The following is a 13,392-nucleotide window of genomic DNA, read 5'->3' as shown; positions in this document are numbered from 1 at the left end:
TTACCTTTACCGTTTCTGTGCTTCATTATTTGAATGCGACAAAAAATGAATATCAATACCAGCTAAAGGGGTACGATGATCATTGGATACAAGTGCCAGCCAGCAACAAAGAAATTAAGTATTCATCATTACCGCGTGGAAAATATGTTTTAAATATAAAAGCCAAGGCGAGTAACGGCTTAAGCAATAGTGAGAATATCAGTGTTGCTATTACAGTGCGTCCTGAATTATGGAAAACTTGGTGGGCCTATGCTATTTATATGGTGGCATTATTCTTTTTAATTTATGCCCTTTTACAATTAAGAACCAAGGAACTGAGAAACAGGTCTGAACACTTAAAGCGATTAATTAAAGCTAAAACAGTCGAGTTGCAACAAAAAAATAGTCATCTTGGTAATAAGACTTATGAACTTGAAACCCTACTTAAAAATCAAGATGACTTTTATCTGAAAGTGGCACATGAGTTACGTACCCCTTTAACTCTTATCCAGATACCCGCTGAATTGTTATTAACTGAAAATTTATCTGAGCAAGGTAAAACTAATTTAAATATTATTTTTAATGCGACGACGCGAATGAAAAATTTAACTGATCAGATGTTTCTTGTCGCTCGAGCAGGGAAGGTTCAGCAACCTGGTGTTGTTACCTTTGACTTAAATGCGCATATTCTTTCCATTACTTATATTTACCAGTTAGTAGCTCAAGAAAAAAATATCGAGTATATCGTCAAGCCAATTCCTGCTACCTCTGTGACCATAAAACAGCAGGTTTTAGAGTCTACTTTGCATAATCTGTTGAGCAATGCGATCCGTTACACAGATGTTGGTGGGCAGGTTATTATCGAAGTCACATTATGTGGCAACTGGTTACAACTTTTGGTTAAAGATAATGGCATTGGTATTTCTGAAGCTGATCAGCGGACTATTTTTGAGCGTTTTAATCGTACTCAACGAGCACAAGAATTTGTTTCAGAGGGAGATGGTATTGGCTTATATACCGTAATGCAGGATCTTAATAACTGTGGTGGCGCTATCAATGTTGATAGTGAAGAAGGTAAGGGCAGTGTATTTACTGTCTGTATTCCTTGTCAATTTACGATAGATCCTACAGAGTCTGTTGGGGAAGAAAGTCCAATTGTTAAAAATAGCCCAATAGTAGATGAAAAATCCTCACAGACCACGGCTTCGGTAGTAGATAAACCTACAATTTTAATTATTGAGGAAGACATTGAAATTAGACATTTGCTTAGCACGCTTCTCAATGTTGACTATCAAGTTACTTCAACAGGTTCAGCGAATAAGGGGCAAGCACTCGCTTTACAAATGGATGTAGATTTAGTGCTTTGTGATGTGTTGTTACCGGATGGTAATGGTTATGAAATCACTCACACCTTGAAAAATAATGCTAATACTGCACATATACCGATCATATTATTATCGACTGTTGCGGATATAGCTGGCCATCAAGAAGGTTGGGATAATGGAGCCGATGATTATATTGTAAAACCATTCTCGACAGATGATTTATTGCAACGAGTTTCTGCGCTAATAACAAACCGTCAGCGAATAAAGAAATGCTATCTCAATCATATTCAAGATAAATAATGAATTAAAGTGGCAAACTAGAAGCCTTTTCCAATATTGAGCCTGATATAATGGTGGTATTTATCCTAATATCAATATCCCGAATTTGTGATTGATATAACTAGAAAGAGCCTGACATTATGAAAAATATAATCAGCAAAACGGCTATTATTATTGGCCTGTTTACCGTTTCAATTAATGCACAAAGTGCGCTCTCACCTACCTCTCTTAAGCTACGAGATTTGGATACCTTAGTCTCTTTTATTGAGCAACACGATAGAGTCGCCGATACACTAGAAAGCATTGACTTAAAAAATTATACAGTGTTTTTTGATAGTGGCTGTGAAGCCAATTTTGTACGTGTAAAAGAAAGTCTATTGAAAATGTCTATGCCAGGACCTCAGCCTGGTATTAAATTTAATAGTAATAGTTGCGCGTTAACCTATGATCTCAAGGAACAACAATGATACTTTCAAGAACCATACATTTTAAAATGCATGGTTTGTTAAAGTTGAGCACTTGTATTAGCTGTGCTTTATTACTTTTAGGTTGCGTTCCTAGGTTAGGAACCATCTATAAAACGCCCGAAGTTCAAGGTAAATTGGTTGAATTCTTTCCAGATGCAGAACGGCAGTTTGTGCCTGTTGATGGTGCAAAAGTGTACCATCAAGATTATCCTGAAATGGTTGTTTACTCTGACATTAATGGTGATTTTCTATTGCCGGCAGTTTCTAAAACCGAAGTGAGCATGTTAATGCCTGCTCATGCACTTCGTCGCTATCCAATCATTATCGAAAAACAGGCGTTGAGTTTTATTGTTCTGTCGAGTTCAACGTTATTGATGCGCTCATTAGAGCAAAATGATTTAGGGGAGATAATCCTGCCACAGAATACTCAGATAAATCAAAAAGTGGTTCAAAATCAAACTGGCCCTGTGATTTTCAAGTAATTAAAAGTCTCGATGAATCCATAGAAATCATGCAAGGCTTACTATTGGCCGTTGATAATCACAGCTTAAATTCAGATTTAGCAAATACTTATCTTGGTCAGAATTACAATCAATCAATTCAATTATTGGAGTCTGCGAGAATGAGTTGTCGTTGGAATGAGATCAGTGATGAACAACAACGCCAGCACTTGCTTGAAACACGCGAATATTTTAATACTATTGCTGAAACATTAGATAAAAACAGCGAACTATATGATGAAATCAATTAGATTGGAAAATTGGATTCGTTTATTTTTAATTTCATTACTGATTTTTGTCTCAGGCTTTGCCTATTGCAACTCCATTTCTAAGGCTGGCTTAACAGCATTGGCAAGTGATTCAACTTGCACTCAAGTTGAAGTCCCTGATGTTGGAATAGATCAGACATTAGAATTTTTACTTTTCAGCGAAGGTGATCCGAGTGAGATTAAAGCTTTATCGGAGCAGGATCAGCACCTTCATTATTATTATTATGCTTGCTCAAATAGCACTTATATCATCAACTCTGAAACAGGTTACATTTGTAATGCCACGATAGGAAAGTTCACTGGGAGTTGTCCGCCGTAGAGTATTTAAAATTAACCCAATAAATTCTATCTTTTGTCAGTGAACTTATTTAAAACTCCTACTTTTATATTCGTGATTAATACTATTCTGAGTGTGTTTCTTATTAAAAGATAATTTAGATAACCTAGGCGAGTAGTTCATTGGCCTGGTTATCTTTAGTATCAATGATCTATTTTGATGCAATTATACTCTTCGTTGCTGTTATCTTCTTGATTTAAATTTGTTAAGAACCTTTACGGTTTAATTTTTTTGATTAACTTAAATTGCTTTTTGCCACGCTGAATAATCCAAAATTGATCGAATAATGGGAAATCTAATGTCATACTTTCATCTTCAATCAGCTCACTATTTACTTTAATGGCGTTGTTATTAATTAACTCTCGTGCGATCCGTTTTGATTTTGCAAGGTCACATAAAACCAATAATTCACATAAATCGACACCCTGGTCGGCCCTAGTAACATCTAATCCATCAAGCTCAAGTTGAGTCAGTTCAGATAACGTTAATTGTTGAACATGACCATTAAATAACCATTGAGTTATGCGTTTTGCGCTTTCTAAGCCTGCTTTTGAATGCACAAATTCCGTTAGTTCGCTCTGCTAATATTTGTTGTGCTTGAGGTTTCTTGTTACTCAATTGATCGCTTTTTGGATGTCATTAATTTCTTCATTTGATAAAAAAGTATAGAAACGTAAGAAGTTATATACATCGGCATCATCAGTGCCTAACCAAAATTGGTAAAAGCGGTAAGGTGAGGTTTTTGTTGGATCAAGCCAAATTGCCCCACCTTCGGTTTTACCAAATTTTGTTCCATCGGACTTTGTAATAAGAGGCAGGGTTAAGCCGTAAACTGTTTCTTTGTTAAGTCGACGAGTTAAATCAATACCACTGACAATATTTCCCCATTGATCGTTACCGCCAATTTGTAAACGACAATCTAAGCGTTTATTTAATTCAGCAAAGTCATAGGACTGCAATAATGAATAACTAAATTCTGTAAAAGATAGCCCTTGATCTGGTCTTTGTAATCGTTGTTTTACGGATTCTTTATTGATCATGGCATTAACGGAAAAATGTTTGCCAACGTCACGGAAAAAATCAAGGATGGGGATCGCACCAATCCAGTTTGCATTATTTTCAATGGTCAGTGGGGCTTGTAAATGTGGAGTCATAACCGATTGTATTTGTGTCGATAATGAGTCTACCCATTGTTGTACAAGCGATCCTGAGTTTAAAGATCTTTCACTTGCTTTAAAACTTGGATCTCCAATTAACCCTGTTGCTCCACCAATTAAAGCAATACTTTTATGGCCAGCATCTTGAAATCGTTTTAGCATTAAGAGTGGCACTAAGTGTCCAATATGGAGGCTAGTCTGCTGTTGGATCGAAGCCACAATAAACGGTTTGCGGTGTCTCTAATAAAGCACAAAGCTCTTCCTGTTGAGTGATTTGAGATATTAAACCACGTTGAGTAATATCGTTAATGAGTTGATTTTCCATTGCGCTTTCCTAGTTATCAGTTAAGGCCTAAATACTATTGAAAAGCGGTCAATTCATCGATGTCCCTAAAGGGATATAAAAGTATATTAATTTCTCGCAATTAAATGGTTTAAAAATAATTGGAATAATTCACTTAAGGAAGAGACTTTCAGTTGGGAGTAAATACGTTTACGGTGATTCTTGACGGTGCCAACAGTAATAGATAAATCCTCTGAGATATTTTTAGAGTCAAAACCTTGTATTAATAATATGGCGATTTCCTTCTCTCTGGCGCTTAAAAGCTCTTCGCCAAAGCTTGAAAGCGCCTGATCAATTATTTGCCCGATATTGCTTTTTAAAGAGTCAGATAAAAGAAAGTCATTAGTCGACCAATGTTGATGACAGAGAGATTTTATAAGGGAGTAGCGACTTTCTAATATGTGTTTTTGCTCACGGGTAAATTTTTTTCGTCAGTAGTATTACCAAAATAAATAACCACCCATCGCGTTTCACTAATGCGAATGGTTAAGCCTATTTCATCTTGCCAATTAGTTTCATCGTAAAATTTCTTTTGATAATCTTTATATTCTTGTGCATCTGAAATAACTTCTTTTAAGCTATATATGCCTTCAATATTATAATTAGTGAGCGCGATATAAAATGGATCATGGACAAATGAATTCATCAAATAGCGTTGAAAGAGCAATTCTCTGCGAGTATCAATCGAGTCATATAAATAAATAGGATGTTTATTTTTTCTATAACCAAGTATCACGATGCAATCAAAATCAATAAACGACTGAAGAAGTTTAACTAAATGATTGGAAAACTTAATGCTTCTCAGTGATGAAACACATTCAGCTAAAAGTCCATATTCTGCCTTTTTTGAATCTAATGTCATACCGAGAGCAATCCCTTTATTTTATTGATTTTATTGATTACAAGAAACGATTTTTACCTAGAGAGACCTTCAACAAAGAAATAAGCCATTACTGAAAAATGGGCTATTTGATGAGTTTGTTTCTTTGCTCTTCATTGTGTTTGTTAATAGGCTATTAGGGAAATCAGATGTCACTGGATTCATGCATGATATGCAATTTGTTGCCATCTAAATCTCGAACATAGGCTCCGTAATAATGTGGTCGATAACGGTATCCAGGAGCACCTTCATCAACGCCTCCTAGTTTGAGAGCCGTTTCATAAAATTGGTTAACTTTTTCAACACTCGTTGCGGCAAAAGTGACTTGTACACCATTGCCAACTGTCGCAGACTTTTTATTAAAAGGTGTTAAAACCCAAAACTGAGTATCTTGACCCAGAGTCCCCCAGCCAATTTCATCAGCTGTTTGCATTTTTCTCTCCATGTCTATCACATCCAATAATTTATCGTAAAATTGTCCAGAGTTAGCAAGATTATTGGTACCTAGAGATACGCCTAAAAGCATAGTTGTTGTTTCCCGTATTGTTTCAATGAAAAAAGTCAGTCTTGGTTAATTTGGAATATTATGCAAGTTCTTTTAGATAAGAAGGGAGTTGATGGTAAGTAATCAAAACTCTTAGAGTTCTATTACTAAACCTGTTACTTGGCTGTTTTGTGTTTTTTTATTTTTAAAAAGCACTTTGCAAAAATACCTTTTAAACCGCTTTATCATTGTGTTCATTAAGTTGAGTATTTTATATATGTGCACAAGGACACTGGACTCATTTTATTGCTAATAATTAATTTTTTGACTAGTTGTATGAAGGCAAGTATTAGTTGAAGAAAAGAGGGAGCAACCTAGCTAAAAAGGAGAAAAACTTATGCAAAGTTGCCCAAATTTAAGAATATTTACAGGCTTAGAATGAAATGACCCCTTTAAGTAAATCTTTATTATTCACGACATCTTTTTCGTAATTGTCTCCAATGGTATTAAAGTCAAAGCTATGCGTAAGCATCATATTAGCTCCAAGCTTGCCGGCGACCATCAGAGTTTGGACTTTAATAAAATCTTCCTTGGTTGCATTTCTGCTCCCCATCATTGTTGTTTCTTTTTTGTGGAAGTCTGGATCACTAAATTCCAAGTTGCCTTTAAATAAACCGACAAAGACGATTTTTCCGCCATTTCGGATCAAATTTACGGCGTTATTCATTGCATGACGGTTGCCACTTGCATCAATAACCGTTTCTGCCAATGAGCCATCGAAATGATCTTTAACCAAAGATTCAAAGTTTTCAGCCATTGGATCAACTGCTAGTACACCAAGTTCTTTTTCTACATGTTGCCTTCTTGCTTCTTGAGTATCAGCAACAATTACTTTTGCCCCGTCACTAGCGACAATCGCATGTCGCACCAAGACCGATTGGACCTGCGCCGACAACAAGAACATGTTCGCCTTTACGTAATTGAGCACGACGAACTCCATGTGCACTGATAGCAAAAGGTTCTATCAATGCGACTGTATTATTATCAACATCATTAACTTTTAAAATATTGTTTTTGGGAACAGAGATATACTCGCTAAATCCTCCATCACGGTGAACACCTATGACTGATATATTCTCACAACAATTGGTTTTTCCGCTTTTACAAGAAGGGCATTCGTAACAAGCAACATATGGGATAAGAGCAACCTTATCACCTATAATAAACTCGCCTTCATCTTCGGCTTCTTTACCCATTGCAGTTATATGCCCACATAACTCATGACCAAGCACTCTTGGGTAACTGAAAAAAGGCTGATTACCAGAATAAGCATGGATATCTGTGCCACAGATACCGACCGCAACAACCTTTACTAATACTTCGTCTTCTTGTACTGATGGCATTTCTACATCAGCGTAATTCATTTCAAATGGTTTTTTACAAATTAACGATTTCATACCAACCTCTTTATTAATAAAATTTTAGTTAATTTATCCTTTCCGTTTTTTAAAAGTAAAACAACACTGGTAAGTGTGATGAGTGTCAATTTTAAATGGTTTTAAATGGTATTTAATGGTGCTTTGTTTGATAGGATTTTAAATAAATGGCTAGAAATAAAAATTTACGAGAGAGCACAACAAACCAGCTTCTAGATGCGATCAATCTTGGCCATATACAGTCACCATTGCCTTCACAATCATCATTATCTGAGCTTTTTGGAGTCAGCCGAACTACAATTAGGCATGTTATCAAAGGGTTGTGTGAGAAGGGGATATTAAAAGATGCTGATGGTGAGTGCCAAATTTTACGCCAACCAGATGAAGCTGATATTTTTCAGCAACCCGCTTCGACTGGTGAATTACAAACCATAGAGTTCGAGCGGTTTTTTAATGACAGTATAAAAAACAGGCATATCATGCCCGGAGATGAATTTTCAGAGCTCGATTTATCAAAGCAATCAAATTGCTCGACACGGGTTATTCGAGAGTTTTTAATTAGGTTTTCTAGATTTAATTTAATTGAAAATATATCTAGAGGTCGATGGCGCATGGTTCGTTTCGAGCATGGCTATGCGACTAGTTTAATTGAGCTAAGAGCGATGCTTGAGTGCCATGCACTTAGTAAGTTTATGAATTTATCAAAAGAGGATCCGCGCTGGAAAGAGGCAAAGATGTTGCTTCAGTTACATCGAGATTTAAGAGATGAAGTTGTCAATGAATATAAGGCATTTTCTGATTTAGATCGTAACTTCCACCGCCTTATATTGTCTGCCGCGAATAATCCATTTATGGATCAGTTTTACGAAATTATGTCTGTAATTTTTCATTATCATTATCAATGGGATAACAGTGATTTACGTAAGAGAAACATGATTGCAATCGAGGAACATATGGTTGTACTAAGCAAAATGTTAATAGGTGATGATATAGGCGCGATTGGCGCATTAAGAGTTCACTTACAGACTGCAAGAAAAAGTATGGAGCATAGTTTGATCACTGGTAATACAAATAAAGAACCCACATAAAGTAGGTTCTATTAATTAGAGCCAATTATATTTTGTTAACTCAGGCTCTTACCTGTTTAGTTGAGCTATTTTCTAGCAATATCGTCGAACAATCATTCCCTTGCTAACGCTCAATCACCTCATTACTTAACGTGTCTGCTCCTATCCTTGTTAAATCCTTTTCTCTCATGTCTTCGTTTTTCGAGCCTGGAAGATAAACAGCTCGATTCAGAGTATATCCTCCAAAAGCGTGTTTCATTGAGCCAAATGGTTGCGCATTTAACTCAATGATACACTCACCTGTAACTGCAACAGTTCATTATCCAAATACTAGGTTTGGTAAACCGATTGAAATAATTGGGATGTAAGTAATCAGTATTAAAGCGACAATTAAAAGTAGCCAAAATGGAAGTATTTCCCTAACAAAGTCTTCAATTTTAACCTTTGTAATTGAACACGTTGTAAACATAACTGTGCCCAGAGGTGGGGTTACGGTGCCAATTGCACTATTGAATATGAAAATAATACCGAAGTGCACAGGATCAATTCCATAGGATTTTGCAACAGGGGCAAGTAAAGGTGCAAGTACAATCATAACTGCATTACCTTCAAGAAACATACCTATGGCAAGAAGAAATACGTTAACTATTAACAAAAATGCGATTGGACTATCTACTACACCTGTTAACCAAAAGGCTAGGTCTTGCGGTACACGTTCCCAAGTCAAAAATTTAGAAAAACCAACGGCAACACAAATAATGAGTAATACGTTTGCTGATGCCATTACCGATTCTTTTGTGGCATCCCAAAGTAAGTTTGAATTCATTTCTTTATAGATAAACATACCTAATACTAAAGCGTATATAACAGTCGCTGCTCCAGCCTCTGTAGGAGTGAATACACCAAAGCGTATACCACCTATGATGATTATTGGTAATAATAGAGCTAAAATAGCATCCTTAGCAGATATTGCTATTTCTGAAATAGAAGCTCTTTTTTCACGCAATGGCGCATAATTTCTTTTCTTTGAAATAAAAGAAACAAGTCCCATCATCATCAGGCAAAGCATCAGTCCTGGTACAACACCTGCGAGGAATAATTTACCAATAGATACGTTATTAACGTAACCATAAATAATAAGTGCAATGCCTGGTGGAATAATTGGTGTTATTAATGCAGAAGCCGCTGTGACTGCTGATGAAAATGAAGCGCTGTAACCTCGAGCAACCATCTGTGGAACAAGAAGCTTGGATCCCATAGTCGCATCTGCAATATTGGATCCAGACAAACCACCCATTAAAGTACTTAATACAACATTTACTTGTGCAAGTCCTCCACTCATATGCCCAGTTAGTACCTCACTGAACCGGAGTAGACGCTTGCTAATCCCTGAATGATTCATAAAAACGCCTGCCATCACGAAAAAGGGATTGCAAGTAAAGTGACAGACTCAAGACCACCAGCGAGACGTTGAATAAGTATCATCATGGGTAAATGGTCATTAAGTAAAAAATAGCCAAGAGTGGATAGAAAAATACAAAATGCAACAGGAATACCAAGCGCAAATAGGACAAGAAGAGCTGTGATTGGTAGGAAAATGGTCATTATTAGGCTTCCTTATTACAAGGTTTAAAAAATGAATAAATTTGTTTTAATTGGTGATAAGCCATAAATATTGCACTGATAGGGACAGCTGCATAAATATAGATATAAGGTATTTTTAATGCAGGGGTAAATCTAACTTGAGAGTGGGGCAGAAGTTTGAACCCCCAGTAAACCATAAACACAATTGCGATCATGATTATAATTGGGCGGAATAGTCCATCCATTAGATTGGCAGACTTTAGTAGGTAATTTTCTAACTAAGTAATCTATTCGTACGACCTCATCATGGCGCATAAGAGCACTTGCCCCCATAAAAGTCATCCAGATGAATAAAGCAATACAGATCTCTTCTACCCAAGAGCTAGGGGCATTAAATACATAACGAGTAATAACACCATATCCCATTAGTATCACAATAACTGCAAGTAATGTCGCTGAGATAATTTCATCTAAACGACTCAATTTATCCAGATAATAAGTAAAGGTTTTTAAAGAGTGAGTTTCTGTATGGCTTACAGATGTTTGAGGTTGCATGATTGTCTCCAGTTTAATCAAGGAAGGGGCCCAAATGGACCCCTAAAATGACTACATATCAGATAGTTTTTTCTGAATGTCTTTATACAGGTTAGGAGTCCATTCTGGGAATGCTTTCTGAACTACATCGCCTGCGACATCAGCAAATGCTTTTGCATCTACTTCATTTATTTGAACGCCTTCAGCTTTCATTTTATCGAAGGCCTCTTTTTCAAGTTCATTGATCAATGTTGCACCATATTTCACCATATCACGGCTAGTTTCTGTAATAATTTTACGTTCTTCGCTTGTTAAATTATTCCAGTAACCAGTGCCAGCAACAAATGGAGATAACATTTTAATATGACCTGTTAAACTTAGGTTTTTTGCGACTTCATAGAATTTACCACCATGTAGTACTACAGCTGGATTTTCTACGCCATCAATCACACCTTGAGAAAGGCCAGGGTATACATCTGATAAAGACATTGGAGCTGGTACTCCACCCATTGCTTCCACCGTCGCAACCATTAAGCGAGAATGTTGAACACGTACTTTTACACCTTTCAGATCAGCTGGCTTTTCTACTTTCTTTTTAGAAAGTAGGTGACGAGTCCCATATACAACATCAGGAACAACCATTTGAAGACCAGTATCAGCTAATTGACCTTCTAGTCCTTTAAACCAGTCAGTTTGCATTAACTTGGATTTTTCTCTAAAGATTGCGTTATATAAGGCGCGTTAATAACACCAAAGTCAGGAACAGTATCCATAAGGTAACCATAAGAGGCAATAGCAATAATATTTGCTCCGAATTTAGCTTGTTCTAATACTTCTGTTTCACTACCTAATTGACTGGATGGAAAAAGCTGAAAAACGATTTCACCATTAGATTTTTGTTTCACTTGATCAGCCCAGTAATGCATCGCTTGATCAATTGGTTCGCCTGGTTGATTACCATAAGCGACCATGATTTCAGTGGTCGCCTGTGCACCAAAACTTAATCCAAATGTTAAACCAACAATTGCGGCTATTTTCTTGATTCCAGTGTGTAACTTAGTCATAAGTATTCCTTTTATTATTAAGTAATAATTGTTATATGCGGTGTTATAAAGACTTGAGTGCTTGACGCATACCCAGAGTCTGAATTTTACAAACATATTCTTTTACTAACGGCTCGACATTTGTTAATGAGGTTAAGTCTATTCCCCAGTGATCTTTCATAGATAAGAATTGAGATACGGCATCATCAATATCTGATTTCTTCCATATTTCAAATTTATCTAATAGGATCTGATCATCATTTAACGGTATATCTTCATTGTTTCTTTTTCCTAGATAAAAGCAGAATAATGCTTGCTAAGCTAAAGCTAAGATTTTTTGGTGCTTGGTTCTTTTCATTTGCGTAACTGATAAGTTGAGGTAATAATCGAGTTGTAAATTTGGTTAATGAATTTAACGAAATTGATAATAAGTAGTGCTTAATGTATGGGTTCTCAAATCGTTGCATTACACTGTTTCGAAATTCAGTAAGTTCATTTTTATCCATAGATAACATAGGAATGATTTCGTTATCCAGCATGTTTCCTACGAATTCAACGATATCTTGATCGGCCATCGATTCGCCAACTGTATTTAGTCCAGCAAGGTAAGCTACCGGGACCATTGCGGTATGTGCTCCATTTAAAATACCGACTTTACGTCGCTTATAGGGCTTTATATCATCGACAACTTTAATATTCAGAGGACATTCTTTTAGTTTTAATTTCTCTTTAAGGAAGCTAGGTCCTTGAATAACAAAAAGGTAGAAATATTCAGTTCGCAACAATAAAATTATCTTTATAGCCTAGTTCTGCTTCCAGTTGTTCAATTTCATCTTTAGGGTAACCCGTAACGATACGGTCAACCAATGTTGAGCAAAAAGTATTACTGAGATTTAACCAAGTTTTAAACTGATCGCTTAAGTTCCATAACTCGGCGTACTGATTAATTGTTTCTTTTAATTTATCGCCGTTGTAGTCAATTAACTCACAGGGAAGAAGAATTAGTCCTTTATTTTTGTCACCGTTAAATGTCTCAAAGCGACGCAATAAGAAAAGTGTTAACTTAGCTGGAAATGTAGATGGCGGAAAATCAGTTATTTTGTCACTGTCTTTAAACTCAATACCCGCCTCTGTAGTATTTGAAATAACCCATTCAAGGTCAGGGTTTTCAGCAACTTTTAAGACTTCTTCAAATTCACCATAGGCAAACAACTCTCTATTTATAGATGAAATTATTTTTGGTTGAGAAACGCTTTCTCCTGATTCGTTAATACCTCGAATCATTGCGGTATAAAGGCCATCTTGTGAGTCTAATTTTGGGTGAGCCGCATCGATCGGACGTACGACGGTTATACCTGCGTTGAAATCTGTTTGTTCATTTAATAGTTGCACCTGCCAACCAATAAATGCTCTTAAAAAATTTCCTTCGCCAAACTGAATAATTTTTTCCGGGTAAGAGTTCATTCCGGATAAATCTCTTTTAATTGTTCTGTCATTGTAAATTCCTTAACGATAAATATTTCTGTTGTCGGACAGGTGTTATCGACTGAACTCAGTGTATTGATGGATTTATTAAATTTATAAGAAAAGGTTAGTAAACGTGTCTGTGATCATTTTATTGTGTTTTTTATCGGTATTTTATTATTGTAATTCTACTTTTAAGTAATGATTCTTGCTTTATTTACTTGTTTTTAATTATTTTAGCAAT

Annotated in this window: 20 protein-coding genes and 1 pseudogene; 6 read left to right on the top strand and 15 right to left on the bottom strand. The window is 36.1% G+C overall.

The annotated features are described in order from the left end of the window. Nucleotides 1–29 precede the first annotated feature (29 nt). The 5 genes from ACLKMH_RS24355 to ACLKMH_RS24335 all read left to right on the top strand — a co-directional run bounded on the left by ACLKMH_RS24355 (nucleotide 30) and on the right by ACLKMH_RS24335 (nucleotide 3,138). Complete coding sequence (locus ACLKMH_RS24355) at nucleotides 30–1,604, top strand: ATP-binding protein (protein ID WP_413700312.1); 1,575 nt, start codon at nucleotides 30–32, stop codon at nucleotides 1,602–1,604. A 119-nt stretch (nucleotides 1,605–1,723) separates the two neighbouring features. Continuing rightward, nucleotides 1,724–2,050, top strand: coding sequence for a hypothetical protein (locus tag ACLKMH_RS24350; protein ID WP_413700311.1), 327 nt, complete (start codon nucleotides 1,724–1,726; stop codon nucleotides 2,048–2,050). After that, nucleotides 2,047–2,532 (top strand): hypothetical protein, encoded by a 486-nt coding sequence (locus ACLKMH_RS24345; protein WP_413700310.1) that lies wholly within the window; start codon nucleotides 2,047–2,049, stop codon nucleotides 2,530–2,532. Before ACLKMH_RS24350 ends, ACLKMH_RS24345 begins: the two co-directional genes overlap by 4 nt. 29 nt (nucleotides 2,533–2,561) lie before the next feature. Beyond that, nucleotides 2,562–2,801: a hypothetical protein gene (locus ACLKMH_RS24340; RefSeq protein ID WP_413700309.1), complete on the top strand. Its 240-nt coding sequence runs from the start codon at nucleotides 2,562–2,564 to the stop codon at nucleotides 2,799–2,801. Then, nucleotides 2,785–3,138 (top strand): hypothetical protein, encoded by a 354-nt coding sequence (locus ACLKMH_RS24335; protein ID WP_413700308.1) that lies wholly within the window; start codon nucleotides 2,785–2,787, stop codon nucleotides 3,136–3,138. Before ACLKMH_RS24340 ends, ACLKMH_RS24335 begins: the two co-directional genes overlap by 17 nt. Nucleotides 3,139–3,371: 233 nt before the next feature. Here the strand turns inward: ACLKMH_RS24335 and ACLKMH_RS24330 are convergent, their stop codons facing one another. The 8 genes from ACLKMH_RS24330 to ACLKMH_RS24295 form a co-directional block, all read right to left on the bottom strand. After that, nucleotides 3,372–3,716, bottom strand: coding sequence for a hypothetical protein (locus ACLKMH_RS24330; protein ID WP_413700307.1), 345 nt, complete (start codon nucleotides 3,714–3,716; stop codon nucleotides 3,372–3,374). Nucleotides 3,717–3,770: 54 nt separating this feature from the next. Beyond that, nucleotides 3,771–4,475 carry a tyrosine--tRNA ligase gene (gene tyrS / locus ACLKMH_RS24325; protein ID WP_413700306.1) on the bottom strand — a complete coding sequence of 235 codons (705 nt, stop codon included), beginning with the start codon at nucleotides 4,473–4,475 and terminating at the stop codon, nucleotides 3,771–3,773. A 31-nt stretch (nucleotides 4,476–4,506) separates the two neighbouring features. Continuing rightward, the gene (locus tag ACLKMH_RS24320; RefSeq protein ID WP_413700305.1) at nucleotides 4,507–4,638 is read right to left on the bottom strand and encodes a hypothetical protein; all 132 of its coding nucleotides are present in this window, start codon (nucleotides 4,636–4,638) and stop codon (nucleotides 4,507–4,509) included. A gap of 86 nt (nucleotides 4,639–4,724) precedes the next feature. After that, on the bottom strand, nucleotides 4,725–4,880 hold the full coding sequence (locus ACLKMH_RS24315; RefSeq protein ID WP_413702467.1) for a LuxR C-terminal-related transcriptional regulator: 156 nt from the start codon (nucleotides 4,878–4,880) through the stop codon (nucleotides 4,725–4,727). Nucleotides 4,881–5,050: 170 nt separating this feature from the next. Further along, nucleotides 5,051–5,518, bottom strand: a complete 468-nt coding sequence (locus tag ACLKMH_RS24310; RefSeq protein WP_413700304.1) for a hypothetical protein — start codon at nucleotides 5,516–5,518, stop codon at nucleotides 5,051–5,053. 163 nt (nucleotides 5,519–5,681) lie between these two features. Beyond that, nucleotides 5,682–6,062, bottom strand: a complete 381-nt coding sequence (locus ACLKMH_RS24305) for a VOC family protein (protein ID WP_413700303.1) — start codon at nucleotides 6,060–6,062, stop codon at nucleotides 5,682–5,684. Between the two features lie 391 nt (nucleotides 6,063–6,453). Further along, nucleotides 6,454–6,948 carry a zinc-binding dehydrogenase gene (locus ACLKMH_RS24300; RefSeq protein ID WP_413700302.1) on the bottom strand — a complete coding sequence of 165 codons (495 nt, stop codon included), beginning with the start codon at nucleotides 6,946–6,948 and terminating at the stop codon, nucleotides 6,454–6,456. After that, nucleotides 6,926–7,477, bottom strand: coding sequence for an alcohol dehydrogenase catalytic domain-containing protein (locus ACLKMH_RS24295; protein ID WP_413700301.1), 552 nt, complete (start codon nucleotides 7,475–7,477; stop codon nucleotides 6,926–6,928). Before ACLKMH_RS24295 ends, ACLKMH_RS24300 begins: the two co-directional genes overlap by 23 nt. A gap of 146 nt (nucleotides 7,478–7,623) precedes the next feature. Here ACLKMH_RS24295 and ACLKMH_RS24290 point away from each other — a divergent pair, with 146 nt between their 5' ends. Further along, on the top strand, nucleotides 7,624–8,544 hold the full coding sequence (locus tag ACLKMH_RS24290) for a GntR family transcriptional regulator (protein ID WP_413700300.1): 921 nt from the start codon (nucleotides 7,624–7,626) through the stop codon (nucleotides 8,542–8,544). Nucleotides 8,545–8,842: 298 nt separating this feature from the next. Here the strand turns inward: ACLKMH_RS24290 and ACLKMH_RS24285 are convergent. The 7 genes and pseudogenes from ACLKMH_RS24285 to ACLKMH_RS24255 all read right to left on the bottom strand — a co-directional run bounded on the left by ACLKMH_RS24285 (nucleotide 8,843) and on the right by ACLKMH_RS24255 (nucleotide 13,148). After that, nucleotides 8,843–10,128: pseudogene (locus ACLKMH_RS24285) on the bottom strand (TRAP transporter large permease). A gap of 2 nt (nucleotides 10,129–10,130) precedes the next feature. Beyond that, nucleotides 10,131–10,304 (bottom strand): TRAP transporter small permease subunit, encoded by a 174-nt coding sequence (locus ACLKMH_RS24280; RefSeq protein ID WP_413702466.1) that lies wholly within the window; start codon nucleotides 10,302–10,304, stop codon nucleotides 10,131–10,133. Then, nucleotides 10,261–10,662 (bottom strand): TRAP transporter small permease, encoded by a 402-nt coding sequence (locus ACLKMH_RS24275; RefSeq protein ID WP_413700299.1) that lies wholly within the window; start codon nucleotides 10,660–10,662, stop codon nucleotides 10,261–10,263. Before ACLKMH_RS24275 ends, ACLKMH_RS24280 begins: the two co-directional genes overlap by 44 nt. 51 nt (nucleotides 10,663–10,713) lie before the next feature. Next, nucleotides 10,714–11,340, bottom strand: coding sequence for a TRAP transporter substrate-binding protein DctP (gene dctP, locus ACLKMH_RS24270; protein ID WP_413700298.1), 627 nt, complete (start codon nucleotides 11,338–11,340; stop codon nucleotides 10,714–10,716). Beyond that, entirely contained in the window at nucleotides 11,340–11,705 is a 366-nt protein-coding gene (gene dctP / locus ACLKMH_RS24265; protein WP_413700297.1) for a TRAP transporter substrate-binding protein DctP, read from the bottom strand. Before dctP (ACLKMH_RS24265) ends, dctP (ACLKMH_RS24270) begins: the two co-directional genes overlap by 1 nt. 254 nt (nucleotides 11,706–11,959) lie before the next feature. Then, nucleotides 11,960–12,469, bottom strand: a complete 510-nt coding sequence (locus ACLKMH_RS24260) for a hypothetical protein (protein ID WP_413700296.1) — start codon at nucleotides 12,467–12,469, stop codon at nucleotides 11,960–11,962. After that, nucleotides 12,456–13,148 (bottom strand): hypothetical protein, encoded by a 693-nt coding sequence (locus ACLKMH_RS24255; RefSeq protein WP_413700295.1) that lies wholly within the window; start codon nucleotides 13,146–13,148, stop codon nucleotides 12,456–12,458. Before ACLKMH_RS24255 ends, ACLKMH_RS24260 begins: the two co-directional genes overlap by 14 nt. Between the last annotated feature and the right edge of the window lie 244 nt (nucleotides 13,149–13,392).

It is taken from the genome of Psychromonas sp. KJ10-10 (assembly GCF_047323245.1).
Taxonomy (GTDB): domain Bacteria; phylum Pseudomonadota; class Gammaproteobacteria; order Enterobacterales; family Psychromonadaceae; genus Psychromonas.
This window is presented reverse-complemented; position numbering and strand designations above follow the sequence as displayed.